The following is a 16,917-nucleotide window of genomic DNA, read 5'->3' as shown; positions in this document are numbered from 1 at the left end:
TGTATTGGTCTTTCTTTATTATGCCATTGGCGGAGTATTCAGAAAAAAGAATACTGACATTCCGATAAGTATCGCTCCTAATACGCCATAAAACCAGCGCGCTTGCCGGCGGCCTACGTTTCGCACAACAAACTGCGTATTTTGGGCGGTAAAGAACCAATTCCAATCCAAAATAGCAGCCAGCAGGGAGATAATTCCCGCGGCAACAAAGATACCTTGAACAATGTATTGGCTCATTGTAAAGTGATTAGCTGTTAATTTAGTAATCTATATTAATCCAGTGGTTCCAGCGTCACTTTTCGTTCACCGCTTTCCACCTCTTCAATAGTAACTTTTACGGTATTTCCCGGCAGAAGCTCTTCAATCAATTCCGGCCATTCGATAAAGCAAAGCGCACCGCTGTACAGATAGTCTTCATATCCCATGTCGTACACTTCTTCCAGTTTCTTGATGCGGTAGAAGTCGAAATGATAGATTAACTCTCCGGCAATATCGGAACGATATTCGTTGACGATAGCGAAAGTAGGAGAGGTGATGACATCGGACACGCCGAGTTCTTCGCAAACCGCCTTGATAAAGGTTGTTTTACCGGCTCCCATCTTGCCGTAAAGAGCAAATACCGTATTGTCGCCCATCGCTTCGATGAATTGGCGGGCAGCTTCATGAATCTGGTCTAATGACTGAATTTTGATTTCCATTATCTTGTATTTTGATGCAAAGATAACCAAAAACTTTTTCCTCCTTTACAGATTGCGTAAATAATAATGGAGAAGAAGATTATGGCTGCTCCCGAAGGAACATTGAGATAGTATGAAATAAGCAGTCCCCCCAAGCAGCTAAGATAGCCGATGCCGATGGATAGCCATATAATACGGTGAAACCTGTGCGAGAAGAGATTGGCTGTCATTTGCGGAATTGTCAGTAATGAGATAACCAGCACGATACCCACCATACGGAGGCAGGCTACGATAGTCAATGCGATGAACATCATCAATACATATTCAAAAGCCTGTACAGGAATACCTTGTGAACGGGCAAATTCGCGGTCGAATGCTACATAGATTATCGGATGCAGGAAACACGAAAAAAACAAGATAAGTAATATCGCCAGCCCGCCCAGCAAGGCGATGTCGCCAAATGTTATTGTCAGGATATTCCCGAACAGATAAGCGGAAAGGTCGGGGGCAAATCCGGGAGACAGGAATGTAAAGATGATGCCCAATGCCATTCCTAACGTCCAGAATACCGCAATAGCAGAGTCTTCACGCATATCTTTTCGTTTGCTGAGCCATTCTACACCGAATGCCGACAGTACTGAAAAGATAGCTGCCGAAAGAATCGGTGAAATTCCCGTGTACAGCCCCATTCCTATACCTCCAAAAGAAGCATGCGTCAGTCCGCCGCTGATGAATACCAGTCTCCGGGTAACGATGTATGTACCGATAATTCCGCAGACAATGCTTGCCAGCAAGCTGCCGATAAGGGCATGTTGAAAAAAAGTATATTGTAAAAGTTCCATGTGGCGGTGATTAGTGATTAATTCTCCTTTCTCCTACAATCAGGAACACTTCGTCTTTTATGTTGTCCGGTAGCGCGATGCCTCGTAGTTGCAGGCTGCGCACCCATCCGGCCACATCTTCCGACTGCATGGTATAGAATACGTCACGAAATTCTTCTTCTTGTTCGGGAGTATACCGGTCGGGAGCAGTCCCGATGTATTTGTCCAGTTCCTCGTCATCATAATATTCTATTTTCTTGCTGACGGCGGCCAGCAGACTGTCTTTCTCGCATACTTCGTGCTGTCCGCAACATTCCATATCTGCTTCCTGCACTTCGGGCATGGCGTCCAACTCGCCGTTGTCAATTTTCTTTTGAAGTCTGCGGTTGCGTACTATTCCCGCTATGGCAGCTACGATGGCGAGGGCAATCAGGCTAATAATCAGTATCCACATACGTTCTCTTTCCTTGAAAAAAGTGTCCTTATAAAATAGAACGGACAAAGATACACATTGTTTTCGTATCTGACTTCTTTTGGACGGGCAAAAAGGTTGATTCTCTTCGGAGAAACTGGCGGATAGCAAAAAGAAACATTGCCTTTTACCCTTGTTCGTTGGAGATTGTGAACCCCGCTTTCTTTAAATCTTCCCAATAGGCCGGGTAGGATTTGGAAACTACTTGAGGTTCATCAATCACTATCTGCGGTAATACGATGCAGGCAGGAGCAAATGCCATTGCCATACGATGGTCTTCGTACGTGGAGATAATCGGGGTGTTTTCAGCAGGACAACGTTCTCCGTCCCATAACAGAATGCTGTCCTGTTCGGAACGTACCAAATAACCTAACTTTCGCAGCTCGGTGATAAGGGCGGCGATACGGTCGGTTTCCTTAATTTTGAGGCTTTGCAAACCGGTAAAGCGGAAAGGAATGTCCATCAGGCAGCAAGTTACGACAAAGGTTTGTGCCAGGTCGGGAATGTCTACCATATCCTCTTCCAAGCGCGAGACGGGTGTACCCGCCAATGTCAGTCGTACGCCCCGGTCGGTATATTCGGTATGTACGCCCAGTCGGGAGAAAATCTCCGCGCCGCGACTGTCACCTTGATAACTGCGGGGAAACAGCCCGAGCAGCTCCACCGTTTCATGCTCATCACCCTTCGGAGATTCTTCATCCTTCATTCTTCGTTCTTCATTTCCCCTCAGCGCCAATATCTGATACCAGTAGGATGCCGCGCTCCAGTCGCTCTCCACGGTGAACGGGACATCCCGGTAACCGCCGGGATATACGGTGATGCTGTTTTCGGAACTCCATTCGGCACGTCCGCCGAAGTCGTGTATAAGCTGAAGCGTGAGGTTGATGTAGGGGCGGGAGATGATACTGCCCGTAAGGTGCAGGCGCAGTCCGTTGGGAAGCACCGCTCCCATCATCAGCAAGGCGGAGATATATTGCGAACTGACGTTTCCGGCAAGGGATATTTCATCGCCTTGCAACTCCGTCCCCGTGATGCGCAGAGGTGGGAATCCTTCTTGTCCGGCGTAATCGATTTTTGCTCCGAGCAAACGCAGCGAATCTACGAGAATACGGATGGGACGTTGCTGCATGCGTTGCGTTCCGGTGATGATACGGCTGCCGGGTGTCACGCTGAGATAGGCGGTGAGGAAACGCATGGCCGTCCCCGCTGCCATAATGTCTATATGCTCGGGATTGCCTTGCAGCGCGCGCACCATGACACGGGTATCGTCGCAATCGCTCAGATTACAGGGCGTTTGCTTGCCGTGAGCAAGGGCGTGCAGGATAAGCGCACGGTTACTGATACTCTTGGATGCCGGCAATTGAATAGCGGCGTGTATCGGGGTGCCGGGGGCGGAAACGGTATAACGCATAGTTGTATTTGTTAAGTTACGGTAGTGGAGAGCTTTATATTCCGATGCAAAAGTAAGACAAATCTTTGGGAAATGGAAGCATGTTCCTAAAATGAACAGGATTGCTTAATAATATGTCTCGCCGGACTTATGGAAATACACTACTTTTGTGGTTCAAATTAATATGTAGTATGGTAAAAGATAATTCTAAGTTGTTTCTACTTGTATTGCTGGGTATGCTGACTGCTTTCGGCCCATTCGTCACCGACATGTATCTGCCCAGCCTTCCGGCTATGGGAGATTATTTTCAAACCGCTTCTTCAATGGTACAGTTGGGACTTACCACGAGCATGATAGGGTTGGCGGCAGGACAAATCTTGTTTGGTCCGCTGAGCGACCGCTACGGGAGGCGCATACCGTTACTGACAGCCATGTGGCTGTTTATCGTCTCTACCATTCTTTGTCTGTTTGCACGGGATATTCATCAGTTTGTGGCTTTTCGTCTGGTACAAGGCATAGCCGGGGCAGGCGGTATTGTAATCGCCCGTTCGGTGGCTGCGGATAAATATTCGGGTAAGGAACTGGCGAAGATGCTTGCGGTTATTGGCGCTATCAACGGAGTGGCTCCGGTGGTGGCTCCTATTATCGGAGGTGTATTTACGGAAGCTATCGGCTGGCAGGGCATCTTCGGTATTCTGTTGGGATTGGGCGTTGTGTTGCTTGTCGGCAGTTACTGCTTTCGGGAGTCATTGCCCAAGGAGCACCGTTCGGTAAGCCGGTGGGGAGATACATTCCGCAGTTTTAAAGTGGTGCTGCAAGATAGGCAATATGTGTTTTATGTGTTGCAAATGGCGTTTGCGCAAGGAGTGCTGTTTGCCTATATTTCCTCTTCACCTTTTATAGTGCAGCAGCATTACGGATATTCGCCGTTGGTATTCAGTTTCTGCTTTGCTGTTAATGCGGTGGCGATAGGGGTTGCGGCTGCGACATCCGTGAAGTTCAGGCGTCCTGTCAGTAGTACGTTGATAGGCTGTGTGGGCATGGCGGTGGCTGCACTCGGAGAGTGTACGGCGCTTATGACAGGATGCGGTTTTTGGATGTACGAAGCGCTTCTGCTGGTTTTGTTGTTTATGATGGGGCTGACTTTTACGTCTACCACAACATTGGCGATGGAGTGTCAGCGTGACAATGCGGGTACGGCTTCCGCGCTATTGGGGGCTGTCTGTTTCGCTTCCGGCGGAATTGTCTCTCCTTTGGTGGGGCTCGGTGATATCCTGGTATCCACGGGAATTATCTTTGTCATCAGTGCCGGCTGCTCGTTAAGTTGCATCCTGCTGGCTTTGGGCAAAAGGCGGGCTAGGCTTTACTTCGCATTCGGTACGTCTCCGAAACGTTGAGGCAGATAAATATTGAGTGTCTGCCGTTTCTTTGAATAACGGAGTTATCCGGATAGGCTTGAAACCTGCGATGCCGCAACCGGTTTCAGTAATTTTCAGAATATTGGTTGCAGGTGACGGACGGAAAGTTCCAGTTCACCCCAGTCTGTCATCGCATTGAAAAGGCGGACGGTGGAGTAGGAAGGCAAATCTTCCATGCGTATATTCTTTTCCGTAAGAATGCCTTTGTCCAATAGCTCGGCTCGTTTGGTTCCTTTCAGCAAAGGATGTTGCGGAGTGTACCACCGCTTGCCGTCGAAGAGAGCGATGTTGGCAATGCTGGTGTCGGTGAGCAGGCGCTGGCGGACAATGAGAATGTCATCACAAGAGCCGCGTTGCGCAAACAGTTGGTTGAGCGCTTCACGGTCGGCGCTTTTGTAGGTGTAACCGATGTCGTTTGCCGATATCAACGCCAGTGAACGGACGGGACGTAGGATGTAAGGGGTACAAGTCACTTCCTCGATACCGCATCGTCCGTAGACTATACGCAATCTGTGTCTGCCGTTTTCGGGAATCGGGGGCAGAAAATCGGTCAATTGCAGGCCGGTACTTTCCGGCCAGAAGTGTGTGCGGGTATCGTTCAGCCTCCGTTCATGGTAGGCTAAGTTACGAACCACTCCGCCGTCAATACGTATGGTTTCAATAAATCGGCACATATATCTTTTGTTTTACCTCGTTGTATTCGCTTTCCCATCGGCTTTGGGCGGTGATACCGCCGCCGGCTTTGAAATAGAGTTGCCCGTTTTCTTGTTCGATGAAGCGTATCATGACGGCGCTGTCCAGTCGGCCGTTGGCGTAGCAGCCCATAACTCCGGTGTAGAATCCCCGTTCGTAGCCTTCCGCTTCGGCGATGATTTGCATGGTACGCGGCTTGGGAGCGCCGGTAATAGAGCCGGCAGGCAATAACCGGAAAAGGATATCGCCGAGCCGCTCGGTATAATCATCGGGCAGCGTGCCGCATATTTCAGAGCTTGTCTGCAGAATCGCTCCTTTGTTGGTTTGCAGGCGGTCTATATAGCGATAGGACGTTACGGTGACGTGTTCGGAAACCATACTGATATCATTGCGTATCAAATCGACAATGGTGGCGTGTTCCGCCGCTTCTTTGGCATCGTCCAGCAATATTGATTCGGCATGGGGCAGAGCGGCATCAATCGTTCCTTTCATCGGAAAGGACTTTATCCTGCCTTCTTCCATGCGGACAAAGATTTCGGGCGAGAAACAGACGAAACGGTCTTTCAGCCAAAGCTTATACAAAGCGTGAGCATGCAGAAATACATCCTTTAGCGTCAGGTTAGTGCGAAGCGGAACTTTGCACGTCAGATTGGTCAGATAACTGTTTCCGCCCAGCAGGTTATGTTTCACGATATCGAAAGAACGGCGGTAATCGGCTGGAGACGGGGGAGTAAAGTCCCAATCTATTGTTCCGGTATACCGGGCATCTGCATCGGGGGCATTATCGGCTTCTCCGAATCGGTAGAGGCAGACGGACGTATCTATCTCATCGAGGGCTTCAACGTACGACTGCTCTTGCGTATAGTCGATGATGAACAGAAAAGGTGTGTTTTTACGCCCGAATGTGTTCATGCGGGCGATGGCTGTTTCTTTGTCCAAGGCTCTCATCGTCTTAAATCACCGTTGCAATAATTTGGATGGATAATATGAGGAACACCATCGCAATAGGATACACCGTAGCATAGGCCACACTCGGAATATTGCTGTCCGTCATGGAGTCGGCGGCTGCCAGGCCGGGAGTACTCGTCATGCCTCCGGTAAGGGTTCCCAATAAATCGAGGATGCTGATTTTAAAAAACAGCCTGCCTGCGATTACGGCTATCAGCATGGGCACTAACGTAATGGCTGCGCCCACGCCGAACAGCAGCCAGCCGCTTTCCTGAAAGGTAGCTACTAAATTCTTTCCGGCCGATGTCCCTACTTCGGCGAGGAATAGCAGCAGTCCCAATTGTCGCAGCAGTTGGTTGGCTGGACCCGACATAGACCAAATGATGGGGCCTGTCTTGCCTACGGCGCTAAGGAACAAGGCCACTATCAGTATACCGCCTGTCAGTCCCGGTGAGAACGACAAACCACCGGGGAAGGATATATTCAGTTTGCCAAATAGCACTCCGAGCACGATACCCATTGCGATTGGAAAGAAGTCCGTATCGGACAGCTTCTTGGCATTATTGCCCAACAAACGCGCCAAACCCTTCAGCCCTTCTTTCTCGCCGACTACCGTCAGCTTATCGCCGAACTTAAGGGCGAGGTCGGGTGAGGGGGAGAGGTCGATACCGCTTCGGCGGACACGCGTTACGGTGCAGCCGAAGTTCTTCATCAGGTTCAAGTCTCCCAGCTGTTTGTTTATCATATCCTTTTTGGTGAGCAGCAGAGACTCTATTTCCTGGGTGTGGCTCAGCGGGAGCTCGCCCTCTTCGCGTTCGCCTACCAGAGTGGCAAGTTGATTCAGGGCTTCGTCACTGCCGACGGCTTGTATGTAGTCGTTTTCGTGGAGTACGGTATGTGCGGTCGGGATAGAGATTTGCTCGTCATGCTTGTGGCGGGAGATTACCGCGCCGGTCATGGCACGGGCATTGATTTGCATCAGGGTGCGTCCGAAAACGATAGGGTTCGTAATGCGGTAAATGCAGGTAATCAGTTCGGGGAATTGTCCGCGGCGTTCTTTTTCCAAGCGGCGGGCTTCCCGGTCGAGGTCGATATGCATGATGCGGGGCAGCAGCTTCACGAACAGGATAACGCCGATTACTCCGAACGGATAGGCGATACCGTAGGCTATGGATGCCAGCGGTGAATGCGTGCTGTCGATGGCAACGGCAAGTCCCGGAGTACTGGTCAGTGCGCCGGCTATCAGCCCTACCACGCTTGGCGTGTCGATGTCGAACGCATACTTCAGCCCTGTCGCCGTCAAAGCGGCGGAACAAATAATCAGCAGGGTGATGATAATGAGTGTCTTCCCTTTGCTCCGGAAGGAATCGAAGAAGCCCGGACCGGCCTGTATGCCGATGGTGAATATGAATAGTACAAGCCCGAAGTTTCCCAGCTCTTTAGGGATAATCACCCCGAAATGTCCGAAGAGCAGGGCGATGAAGATTACTGCGGAAACGTCGAGCGACAATCCTTTGATTTTGATTCTTCCCAGCATGAAGCCTAAGGCTACGATGAGGAAAAGCGCGAAGTAAGAGGAATTAAGCAGGTCAGTGAACATAGGCTCGGTGAATTAGTCTTTTCGTGGGAACAAAGGTAAAGGAAAAAAGTTAGATAGAGAAAGTATTATTTATCTTTGCAGCCGCTAAAGATTTAAAGAAATCCGTCTTATGGAAATAGATTTGACTACCCCCGCTTTGCTGTTTTCGGCAATATCCTTGATTATGTTGGCGTATACCAACCGTTTTTTGTCGTATGCCGGTCTTGTGCGCGCTTTGAAGGAACAGCACCAGAAGAGCCATTCGTCTGTAACCGCCGCGCAGATTGCCAACCTGCGTAAACGTCTGTATCTGACACGTGCCATGCAGGTAACGGGCATAGCGAGTTTGCTGCTGTGCGTAGTCAGTATGTTCTTTATTTATATCCGGCTTTATCTGGCCTCGGTTTATATTTTCGGCCTTGCTTTGGTACTGCTGATTATCTCGCTGACTATTTCAGTATACGAAATTTATATCTCGGTGAAAGCGCTGGAGATACATCTGAACGATATGGATGATTAGAGAGAGCGTTTTTTCCTTCTTACGGAACAGTTTATTTCATCCCGCGAGACGGTTGTTTTTGTCTCGTGGGATGATTTTTTTTATCTCGTGAGATGAATATTTTTGTCCCGCAGGACGAATCTTTTTGTCTCATAAGACGGATTCCAGCTCTTTCAGCAGCTCTTCTACGGCTACTTTGAGCTGGGTGTCTTCGCCTTTCACAATGGTTTCGGGCGAGTTGGCGACTTTGATATCCGGTTCCAATTGGGAGTTCTCCAAATAACTGCCGTCGGGCAGACGGTAGCCTACAACGGGAATGCCGAAAACGAGGGAAGGGTCTTGCAGGCGTTCCCACGATACGCTGGTCATAGTTCCCGGAACGGGCATGCCTACGAGCTTGCCGATATTCCGGTGGCGGTATACCCACGGCGTACCGTGCGCATTGGAATAGTTGGCTTCGCACGTCAGCATGACAGACGGCTTGTTCCAGCGGCGGCTGGGCATATCGCAAGCTTCGCGACCGCGGATTACCTGCGTAAAGTACTTCTTGCCGCTGAACAGAATCTCGATATCTTCGTGCAGACGGCCGCCGCCATTGAAGCGGGTGTCGATGACGATACCTTCGCAATTGTTGTATTTACCCAAAATATCCGAGTAAACGGAACGGAAGCTGTCATCGCCCATCGACTCGATATGCACATAGCCCAAACGGCCGCCAGACCATTCGGCTACATCTGCCGCGCGTTGTTTTACCCAACGGGTGTAGAGCAGAGTGTTTAGCGCACTGCCGCTTATCGGGATTACCACTTCTTCCCAACGCTCTTTGGTCTGCGGGTTGTAGAGCGAGACGAGGGTTTTCTTTTTGGCCTTATTGTTTACTAATGTATAGTAATCCGTCTCGGGGGTAATCTCCATACCGTCAATCTTTTCGATAATGCTGCCTGGTTTCACCTTGGTAGTGGCGTTATCAAACGGGCCTTTTTCTATTACTTCGGCTATACGCATGCCTTTGTCCCGGTATTTCCAGTCAAAAAGCAGTCCCAGGCTGGCTGTCGGTTCGCTCTGTCCGGAAGGGGAGTAGCGACCGCCGGTGTGCGATACGTTCAGTTCGCCCAACCATTCGCTCAAGAGTTCGGCAAAGTCGTAGTTGTTGTTGATGTGTGGCAGGAACTTACGGTAGGCGGCGCTCATGGCATCCCAGTCTACGCCGTGCATATTGGTGTTGTAGAAACGTTTCTGCTGTTGTTTGTACACATGCCCGAACATATATTCGCGTTCTGCCGCCAAATCCATTTTAACCTGCGCCTGATAAGTGACGGGTTTCAACGTATTGGACGCCATATCCATTTTCTGCATGGTTTTGCCACCCAGCAGGAAGAGGTTCTTACCGTCTTTGTCCATTTCCATGGAAGCCCAGCCGGCATCCATTTTGTGAAGGAGCCGGGTATCTTTCTTGCGGAGATCCATTTTCCAAAGGTCGTAACCGTCTTCAAAGGCTGCGAAGTAATAAAGGCTTTCACCGTCTTTGGAGATGATGACGCTGCCCATATCCGAAGAATTCGGGGTGAGACGTACAATGCGGTCTTCAATGTTTTTCAGTTCAACGACAATGTCTTTCACTTGAGGCTTGTCATTGCCGGTCTTTTCTTGTTCTGTTTCTTTCTTGCTGCGCTTTTTATCTTTGGCGGTATCCTTGTCTTGCGTTTTCTTCTGTTCGGCTTCCAATTCTTTGCGCAACTCGTAATCTTCTTTGCTCAGGCAGTATTTGTCGTAAGCGTCCTGATTGAGGAAAATAAGCATGGCGTCGTCTTGCGAGCCCCATGAGGCGTGGGCGCGCATACCGTAACGTTCTGTCTTGAACAGAATCGCGTTACCGTCGAGGGCAAAACGGGGCGAACCGCTCATGTAACCGCTATTGGTCAGATTGACGATGGGACTATTGCCTTGCGCGCTGACAAGACCTATATCGGAATACGGATCGTGTCTGTTGCCGATAAATTCGAGGGTAAACCATTTGCTGTCCGGTGACCAGGCATAACTGAATTCGCCATCTGTACTGTACCAGGTGGAACCGTCGGTAATCCGGCGTACTTTCTTCGTGTCGAGGTTGAGTACCATCAGGCGGATGCGGTCTTCTATGAATGCCAATTCCTTACCGTCCGGTGAGAATTGCGGGCAAGTGCGCTCGACAGTGGCGGAAGGCAGTAGCGCTTCCTCTTTTATAAGAGTGGCATTGGGGAAGTTGGGCTCTTCCTCGCGGGCAATCTTGGCGAGATAGAGCTGCCAGTTGCCGTTACGTTCGCTGGCGTAGGCCAGCGTACGATTGTCGGGGGCAAAGGACAGACTGCTTTCGTTGGCAGGGGTGTGGGTGATTTGCTTGGTGGTAGCGTAGTCTGCCGAAGTTACAAAGACTTCGCCACGAGCTATGAAGGCTATTTGCTTGCCATCCGGTGAGACGGTGGCCGAGGTTGCTCCGCTGGTATAATTCAAGCGGGCTATCTGCGGACGGTCGTCACGGGTGATTTCTATTCGGACTTTTTGTGGTTCCGAGTTGTTCTGCTGTGTGTATATTTCGCCGTCGTAACCGTAGCACAATGTTCCGTTGGTGCTTATGGAAAGGAAACGTACGGGGTGGGTTTTAAAGGAAGTTACTGCTTTCACTGCCTCCGGTCGGTTCAGCGGGAAGGCGTATACGTTGAATGAACCGCCATCGCGTTCGCTTAGGAAATACAACTCCTGTCCGTCCGGAGAAAGGACGGGGTTACGGTCTTCACCGGCACGTTGGGTGAGGTTGGCATGTTTGCCTGTGCGGGCATCGTACATCCATATATCACGTGTGACGGATGAAGTGTGATGCTTCCGCCATTGGTCTTCAAACCCTTTTTGGTCTTGATAGAAAAACAGTTCGCCCGATTTGTCGAAACAGATTGCTTCGGCAGGTGTACCCAATACCTGTTCGGTACGTCCACCGGTTACGGATACTTTATAAAGCTCAGTCATGGCAGAACGGGGAAAGAGGGCGCTTTCGGCTGGGTCTTGAATGGCGGCCGAGAAGAGGATGTATTTACCGTCGGGGGTAAATGCGGATGGGATTTCTCCGGCCGAGTGGGTGGTCAGGCGTTGGGCTGTTCCACCGTTGGCAGGCATTACGAATACGTCGAAGTTACCGTATCTGTCACTGGCAAATGCTATTTGCTTGCCGTCCGGTGACCAGACAGGGGTCGATTCGTAGGACTCCTGCGTAGTGAGTTGTATGGCTGTACCGCCTTTTGCAGGAACTTTGTAGATGTCTCCTTTGTAACAGAAAGCGATTTCTGTCCCGTCGGGTGAAATTTGTATGTCACGCATCCAGAGAGGAGTTGTTGCATAGGTGGCGAGAGTAGTGAAACTCAGCGCGAAGTAAGCGAGTATCTTTTTCATAATGAATGTATTTCTATTGGATTAGGGATTTATAGTAAGAGTATTGTTTTGATGAAGTGGGCTTTGGTTATTATTTCATTCCCCTTGCCTTGTACACAATCTCTTTGGCATTGTTGATGTTCTGCAGCTTTTCTTCGGCGGCACGCTTGATGTCTTCTCCCAGCGTAGCTACCCGGTCGGGATGGTGCTTTAATACCAATTTGCGGTATGCGGCACGCACTTCTTCATCGGTTGCTGTGGGGAGTATTTCCAATACTTTGTAAGCCGCGTCCAATGAATTGCCACCCAAATTGAGCATGGATTCCACTTCGTTTTCGGATAGTCCCATATAAGTCGCCACTTCTTTCAACGCTTCTATTTCTTCACGACAAACGTTGTTGTCGCTTCGGGCTATGTTGGCGAGGAAGCCCAACAACTGCAAGCGTTCTTCGTATGTCAGGTTGGCGGCAATTTGCATACCGCAGTCACGGATGGTATTCTTGAATGCAAGAGGGTTTTGCATATCCATACGCTTACGCTGCTCAAAGAGGTTGAGTAGTATCCGTTCTCCTTCGCTGACTGCGGCCACACCGAAATTCGTTCGTAAGAAATTGCGGACGTATTCCATTTCACTGTGCATGATACGCCCGTCCGCCCGTATAATGTACGAGGCCATTACCAGCATTGAAAAGAGAAAACTGTTCCGCTGTCCGGCAAACACGTCTTCCGTTGTCTGTCCGTTACCGTAGGTTGCCGTATAGCTTGTTGTATTACCGCCGAGGTCCATCAACGAACCAAGTGCATATCCTGCCAATGCGCCGAGCGGTCCGCCTGCCATAAAGCCGATGATACCGCCAATCCATTTTCCTGCTCCCATAATTTTGTTCTTTGATTTTGCAAAAGTAACTATTCTTGCCTAAATACAAAGAAGGGCGATGCCAAGAAATACGGAATAATGCGAATAGAGATTATAGATTGGCTATATGGAGCCCGGTTTATCTTTTTTCGTTTACATTGATTTAGATTTCGGAGTATTATAAAAAAGGATTTAACTTATTGGTTTATTGCCGTAATCAAAGATGTTATATTTTGTTCTTTTACAAATTGTTCGAAGTCGTTCTTTGAACGTCCGTCCAGCTTTAATTCATTATTCCAAACAGGCAGCCTTTTGCGGCAGATAATATGTGTTAGTATCAGACAGAACTCAACAATTAAGGGATTGTGCTCTTTTCCCGTATCGTACCAGCATATTTCTAATTTATGGATAGAGTCTCTTTGCATCAATCGAGGCCATAATATACTTCTAAAGATAAGTTCGCCCGATAAATCATCCTTCTGCCGCCCGTAAAGTCTCCTTCGCAGTCCGCCCTTGCGAGGGATGGGACGGTTGTCTTCAAAATGGCCGGAACTGCCTATGTAAACGATTTCTTTGTCGCCTTTATCTTTGGGATAGCCATATACGATATATACGCCGCAACACTTGTCTATATTTTCATATTGGATTTCCATGCACTTTGCTTTCAGATTATCTTCAATGCCGAAAGAGAAGGAACCGTTGCTGTATTTCTTTATAAATTCGAACATAGGCTAATGTTAAGGATTGTATTGAAACTATTAAGGGTGAATTTGAAAGTAAAGATAGGAATTTATGGATTGGTATTGCTTATATTTCTTTTTGAAGCCGAAAAATTTAATAAAAATGTAATCGCTATAAAGAAAAAGGAGCTAAGCCATTGACTTAACTCCTTGATAATTACCAGTCGGGGTGACTGGATTCGAACCAGCGACCACACGCCCCCCAGACGCGTACTATATAGCGTAATAATCTTTGATTATCAGTGTTGTAGGATTCTCTTTTACTATTGGTTGACTTTATGGTTGACTTTGTTATCAACAACCAAGATGAATTAATAATAAAGTTAATAATCTCTCTTTATGGTTTAACACCATAATGCAAATCTAAGCAACCAACACTATTGCGCGATATTTGATGCTTTGAGCGTATATAGAAGCAGCATAAGAATTTTCTCAAATGCTGCTTCGTCTTAAATTAGTTTGGCTATTAGTCAATCTTCTTATAAGTAGTCGTAGTTATGTCATCCAATTCTAAACTGCCATCGTCCAAATTATCCCAATCCTCAAAAGCGAGAACCAATTTAGTGGCTGTAAGTTCATTGACAGTAAGGACATCAGAATAACCATCATTGTAGGAGATAGTCAGTTTATTGTCTTTTAAAGACCAACGACTTGTTTCTGTATATCCACCATCCACACGGCTTTCTATGCAAGTTCCATCAGCTTTGAACTCCCACAAACCATTGGTATATGCTTCGTCAGAAATAACTACTTCTTTACCATTCTCCACTTTGTGAATCTTCTCCCATGTGGATTGCCATTTACCTATAAGGTTGGCTTGTTCAATGATTGTCTGTTCTTCTTCATCATCACTACAAGCTGTAAAGTTCACAACCAGCATGACCATTAATAAGGTCATTCCTAAGAATCTTAAAGTTTTCATTTGTTGTTAAATTGGTTATTATTTACGTTTATAAATTATTATATCACTATGCCCATTGTCATTGAGGTATAGTTCCTCTTTGGTTATCTTAACTACTGTATAGATGGTATTTTCTTTTCCCCAATCAGTTGTGTAGTAAGTAACGAACATATATCTGTTAGGGAAGTATTCAAATCTACCGCTTAGAGTTTCATTCCCACTTATCTCTGTATAGGAGTTATCCTTGTTAAAAGTAAGGGTTTCTCCCTCTGCTTCACCTGTTCCCTGCCAAGTACCAATTAATAATTCCAAAGTATTGTCTGGCTCTTGTTGGATAATTTCATTAGTAACATCATCCCCACAGGAGCTAACTCCCATGCTCAATGCAACCAATAATGAGGTTGCTAATAATCTAATCATTCTCATTAATCTATTTTATTTATAAAGTTTTGTTTCAATTCTTCTTCACATCGAGTAGGTGTCTTATATGGTTTAATTAGGCATAGAACAATAAATGCAGGAAAGGACAAAGTAAATGTAGTAACGATAAAAAGTGCCCACCAGCTAAATCCCTTGAACTGATTTATATAGTCTATTCCATAAAATATGTACCATCCCCAATAGCATAAAAATAGCAAGAATATGATGAATTTTATGGTTCTCCATTTCTTCTTATTCTTTAACGCTGTTTGATATTCAAGGCTGCTATTTAATATCTTATATCGTTGTTGTTCCCATAATTGCTTTCTACAAGTTATCCATTGTTCTTTATAATGCTTCAACTTATTTTCTTCTTGGATGCGCTGCCTCTCTGCCCTTATAGCTTGTTCGTGTTGTAATTGCTTCTTCTCCTCTACTTCCTTTTGTCTTTTAAGATAAAATGTAAGGTCATTCAATGATTTGGGCTGAAAGATGTTACTATGTTCCTCGTTAATCATAAAGAGGTATTCCTCTGTTCCATCTTTCTGTAAGACGAATAATAAATTATCCAAGAATGATGGATGCAACATGTATGATTGTTCCTTGAAGGAGATTATGAGAGATTTGTTCGCAGAAATGTACTTCCATGTGGCATTAATTACATTTCCTTTGCTTGATGCGATAAGTGAACCATCCTCCTGAAAGATGTATAGTTCTTTATATCCTGTATTATTAAATATCTGCCAAGACTTATTGCATAGTATAGTTTTTATATCCAGATTATCACTGAATCTGTTATATCTGTTAAGAATATCCAACAAGTAGGTTTTCATATCCATTTATCTATGCCTACCTGTTCCCTATGGATAAGCTGTTAAAATAAAAGAGGTGTGGGAACTATATCTGTCTTATCCTATGATGGGGCTTCTCGCATTGCCTTGACTGTGGATAAAACAATAGCAACCCACACCAATTTGACAATATCTAAGCCTTATAGATATAAGGTAGGTATATATCAATGGTGGGGTGCTATTGCTATCATCTTCACAGTCAGTTGAAATTTTGCGAGAATTTCATCACGAAGATAATTTCAATAACACCTTTCGTTAAATATGTCCTTCCAACTCCCTATTTCATTAGTTTATTGGAATTGGCGCAAAGATAGCGAAAGGTTCTAAATTAATGAGCATGGAGTGAGGATAAATAGTAACTATTGTGTCATTAAACATAGTCAGCATGAAATATTTAGTCTGAATAGTATCTAAACTCTGCAAATCCATGTGGGTATCAAAATGATAATTCCCCTTATAAGAACTGAATTTTAGAAATTGTTACCCACATGGATTTATAAAGCTAAAGTTAATTTCTCCGTCTGAATTTGAGGGTAGGACAAATTCAGATTGGGGTCTATAAGACTGACCTTGCTCTAAATTTGTCCTGCCTGTCATTAGAAGCTCAAACACTCATAAGTCTGCAAGATTTCCTCCTGCCTTAATCCCAAGTATCTCTTAGTAATGGCAACAGAACTATGGTTGAACAGTTCCATCAGCTTTACTAAGGCAAGTTCAGCATTATCGCTGTTCATGTTATAGACCTGCCGACCAAAGGTCTTTCTAAGAGAATGGCAGCTAAAGTTCTTAATCTTTAACCTGTACTTCTTCTTCACCTCTTTAAGAATGATATTGATTCTCTGGACTGTGAAGATAGTGCCTTTCTGACTTACTAAGATAGGTGCATTGACTCCAACAGGATTTATATGTTCGTAGCATTCTTTAATATGTTCCTGTAATTGTGGATTCAGTCTGATAGTCCTTACCTTACTTGTCTTTTTCTCTATTACTGTAAACTCGTCAGCATCTAATATCTGCTTCCACCTTAGAGATAGAATATCAGATATTCTTAATCCTGTGAAGCATCCCAAAGCTATAAGAAGTGAGACTTTATAATTCTCATCTTTGGCTAACTTCCTTATGAGGTTCATTGCGTCAGACCAAACAAGATAGTCTGCTGTTGTGCTTGAATATTTAAGTGACATAATGTTCTGTTTTATAATGAAATGAATAAAAGTGAATATTAATTTTGAGTTGGATTTACTAACTCATTG

17 protein-coding genes are annotated in these 16,917 nt (G+C 46.3%); 2 read left to right on the top strand and 15 right to left on the bottom strand.

Going from position 1 to position 16,917, the window contains the following annotated elements:
• Positions 1–18 precede the first annotated feature (18 nt).
• From BHV73_RS11875 to BHV73_RS11855, 5 genes are all read right to left on the bottom strand, one after another.
• Positions 19–237, bottom strand: coding sequence for an immunity 17 family protein (locus tag BHV73_RS11875; RefSeq protein ID WP_087412392.1), 219 nt, complete (start codon positions 235–237; stop codon positions 19–21).
• A gap of 35 nt (positions 238–272) precedes the next feature.
• Entirely contained in the window at positions 273–698 is a 426-nt protein-coding gene (gene tsaE / locus BHV73_RS11870) for a tRNA (adenosine(37)-N6)-threonylcarbamoyltransferase complex ATPase subunit type 1 TsaE (RefSeq protein ID WP_087412391.1), read from the bottom strand.
• Positions 698–1,519, bottom strand: coding sequence for a metal ABC transporter permease (locus tag BHV73_RS11865; protein ID WP_009122946.1), 822 nt, complete (start codon positions 1,517–1,519; stop codon positions 698–700). Before BHV73_RS11865 ends, tsaE begins: the two co-directional genes overlap by 1 nt.
• Positions 1,520–1,529: 10 nt before the next feature.
• Positions 1,530–1,952: a hypothetical protein gene (locus BHV73_RS11860; protein ID WP_009122947.1), complete on the bottom strand. Its 423-nt coding sequence runs from the start codon at positions 1,950–1,952 to the stop codon at positions 1,530–1,532.
• A 145-nt stretch (positions 1,953–2,097) separates the two neighbouring features.
• Positions 2,098–3,381, bottom strand: coding sequence for a 3-phosphoshikimate 1-carboxyvinyltransferase (locus BHV73_RS11855; RefSeq protein WP_148360155.1), 1,284 nt, complete (start codon positions 3,379–3,381; stop codon positions 2,098–2,100).
• Between the two features lie 170 nt (positions 3,382–3,551).
• On the opposite strand from BHV73_RS11855, the gene BHV73_RS11850 reads away from it, so the two are divergent.
• Positions 3,552–4,757, top strand: a complete 1,206-nt coding sequence (locus BHV73_RS11850) for a multidrug effflux MFS transporter (RefSeq protein ID WP_087412389.1) — start codon at positions 3,552–3,554, stop codon at positions 4,755–4,757.
• A 95-nt stretch (positions 4,758–4,852) separates the two neighbouring features.
• Here BHV73_RS11850 and BHV73_RS11845 read toward each other — a convergent pair whose 3' ends face one another.
• Genes BHV73_RS11845 through BHV73_RS11835 form a run of 3 tightly spaced genes read right to left on the bottom strand, consistent with a single transcriptional unit; the run spans position 4,853 to position 8,019 of the window.
• Positions 4,853–5,452 carry an aminotransferase class IV family protein gene (locus tag BHV73_RS11845; protein WP_087412388.1) on the bottom strand — a complete coding sequence of 200 codons (600 nt, stop codon included), beginning with the start codon at positions 5,450–5,452 and terminating at the stop codon, positions 4,853–4,855.
• Complete coding sequence (locus BHV73_RS11840) at positions 5,436–6,419, bottom strand: aminodeoxychorismate synthase component I (protein WP_087412387.1); 984 nt, start codon at positions 6,417–6,419, stop codon at positions 5,436–5,438. The genes BHV73_RS11845 and BHV73_RS11840 overlap by 17 nt, the downstream gene beginning before the upstream one ends.
• A gap of 4 nt (positions 6,420–6,423) precedes the next feature.
• Complete coding sequence (locus BHV73_RS11835) at positions 6,424–8,019, bottom strand: aspartate:alanine exchanger family transporter (protein WP_022218056.1); 1,596 nt, start codon at positions 8,017–8,019, stop codon at positions 6,424–6,426.
• A 109-nt stretch (positions 8,020–8,128) separates the two neighbouring features.
• Here BHV73_RS11835 and BHV73_RS11830 point away from each other — a divergent pair, with 109 nt between their 5' ends.
• Positions 8,129–8,518, top strand: coding sequence for a DUF2721 domain-containing protein (locus tag BHV73_RS11830; RefSeq protein WP_009122953.1), 390 nt, complete (start codon positions 8,129–8,131; stop codon positions 8,516–8,518).
• A gap of 129 nt (positions 8,519–8,647) precedes the next feature.
• On the opposite strand, the gene BHV73_RS11825 is transcribed toward BHV73_RS11830, so the two are convergent.
• The 7 genes from BHV73_RS11825 to BHV73_RS11795 all read right to left on the bottom strand — a co-directional run bounded on the left by BHV73_RS11825 (position 8,648) and on the right by BHV73_RS11795 (position 16,848).
• Entirely contained in the window at positions 8,648–11,917 is a 3,270-nt protein-coding gene (locus BHV73_RS11825; RefSeq protein WP_087412386.1) for a S41 family peptidase, read from the bottom strand.
• Positions 11,918–11,987: 70 nt separating this feature from the next.
• Positions 11,988–12,773 (bottom strand): TerB family tellurite resistance protein, encoded by a 786-nt coding sequence (locus BHV73_RS11820; RefSeq protein ID WP_022218058.1) that lies wholly within the window; start codon positions 12,771–12,773, stop codon positions 11,988–11,990.
• Positions 12,774–12,949: 176 nt separating this feature from the next.
• Positions 12,950–13,480 carry a hypothetical protein gene (locus BHV73_RS11815; RefSeq protein ID WP_087412385.1) on the bottom strand — a complete coding sequence of 177 codons (531 nt, stop codon included), beginning with the start codon at positions 13,478–13,480 and terminating at the stop codon, positions 12,950–12,952.
• A 478-nt stretch (positions 13,481–13,958) separates the two neighbouring features.
• On the bottom strand, positions 13,959–14,414 hold the full coding sequence (locus BHV73_RS11810) for a lipocalin-like domain-containing protein (protein WP_087412384.1): 456 nt from the start codon (positions 14,412–14,414) through the stop codon (positions 13,959–13,961).
• Positions 14,415–14,432: 18 nt separating this feature from the next.
• Positions 14,433–14,813, bottom strand: a complete 381-nt coding sequence (locus tag BHV73_RS11805; RefSeq protein WP_286738405.1) for a hypothetical protein — start codon at positions 14,811–14,813, stop codon at positions 14,433–14,435.
• 5 nt (positions 14,814–14,818) lie between these two features.
• Entirely contained in the window at positions 14,819–15,646 is an 828-nt protein-coding gene (locus tag BHV73_RS11800) for a hypothetical protein (protein ID WP_286738404.1), read from the bottom strand.
• Between the two features lie 614 nt (positions 15,647–16,260).
• The gene (locus tag BHV73_RS11795) at positions 16,261–16,848 is read right to left on the bottom strand and encodes a tyrosine-type recombinase/integrase (RefSeq protein WP_087412381.1); all 588 of its coding nucleotides are present in this window, start codon (positions 16,846–16,848) and stop codon (positions 16,261–16,263) included.
• Positions 16,849–16,917: the final 69 nt, after the last annotated feature.

This window comes from Bacteroides sp. 44_46, assembly GCF_001915465.1.
GTDB lineage: Bacteria > Bacteroidota > Bacteroidia > Bacteroidales > Bacteroidaceae > Bacteroides > Bacteroides clarus.
Note: the sequence above shows the minus strand (reverse complement) of the source record. Positions and strands in the feature narration are given on the sequence as shown.

What these genes read in the sequence shown, in the direction of transcription:
- BHV73_RS11875 (WP_087412392.1), bottom strand. Translation starts at nt 237, where the DNA reads ATGAGCCAATACATTGTTCAAGGTATCTTTGTTGCCGCGGGAATTATC.
- tsaE (WP_087412391.1), bottom strand. Translation starts at nt 698, where the DNA reads ATGGAAATCAAAATTCAGTCATTAGACCAGATTCATGAAGCTGCCCGC.
- BHV73_RS11865 (WP_009122946.1), bottom strand. Translation starts at nt 1,519, where the DNA reads ATGGAACTTTTACAATATACTTTTTTTCAACATGCCCTTATCGGCAGC.
- BHV73_RS11860 (WP_009122947.1), bottom strand. Translation starts at nt 1,952, where the DNA reads ATGTGGATACTGATTATTAGCCTGATTGCCCTCGCCATCGTAGCTGCC.
- BHV73_RS11855 (WP_148360155.1), bottom strand. Translation starts at nt 3,381, where the DNA reads ATGCGTTATACCGTTTCCGCCCCCGGCACCCCGATACACGCCGCTATT.
- BHV73_RS11850 (WP_087412389.1), top strand. Translation starts at nt 3,552, where the DNA reads ATGGTAAAAGATAATTCTAAGTTGTTTCTACTTGTATTGCTGGGTATG.
- BHV73_RS11845 (WP_087412388.1), bottom strand. Translation starts at nt 5,452, where the DNA reads ATGTGCCGATTTATTGAAACCATACGTATTGACGGCGGAGTGGTTCGT.
- BHV73_RS11840 (WP_087412387.1), bottom strand. Translation starts at nt 6,419, where the DNA reads ATGAGAGCCTTGGACAAAGAAACAGCCATCGCCCGCATGAACACATTC.
- BHV73_RS11835 (WP_022218056.1), bottom strand. Translation starts at nt 8,019, where the DNA reads ATGTTCACTGACCTGCTTAATTCCTCTTACTTCGCGCTTTTCCTCATC.
- BHV73_RS11830 (WP_009122953.1), top strand. Translation starts at nt 8,129, where the DNA reads ATGGAAATAGATTTGACTACCCCCGCTTTGCTGTTTTCGGCAATATCC.
- BHV73_RS11825 (WP_087412386.1), bottom strand. Translation starts at nt 11,917, where the DNA reads ATGAAAAAGATACTCGCTTACTTCGCGCTGAGTTTCACTACTCTCGCC.
- BHV73_RS11820 (WP_022218058.1), bottom strand. Translation starts at nt 12,773, where the DNA reads ATGGGAGCAGGAAAATGGATTGGCGGTATCATCGGCTTTATGGCAGGC.
- BHV73_RS11815 (WP_087412385.1), bottom strand. Translation starts at nt 13,480, where the DNA reads ATGTTCGAATTTATAAAGAAATACAGCAACGGTTCCTTCTCTTTCGGC.
- BHV73_RS11810 (WP_087412384.1), bottom strand. Translation starts at nt 14,414, where the DNA reads ATGAAAACTTTAAGATTCTTAGGAATGACCTTATTAATGGTCATGCTG.
- BHV73_RS11805 (WP_286738405.1), bottom strand. Translation starts at nt 14,813, where the DNA reads ATGATTAGATTATTAGCAACCTCATTATTGGTTGCATTGAGCATGGGA.
- BHV73_RS11800 (WP_286738404.1), bottom strand. Translation starts at nt 15,646, where the DNA reads ATGAAAACCTACTTGTTGGATATTCTTAACAGATATAACAGATTCAGT.
- BHV73_RS11795 (WP_087412381.1), bottom strand. Translation starts at nt 16,848, where the DNA reads ATGTCACTTAAATATTCAAGCACAACAGCAGACTATCTTGTTTGGTCT.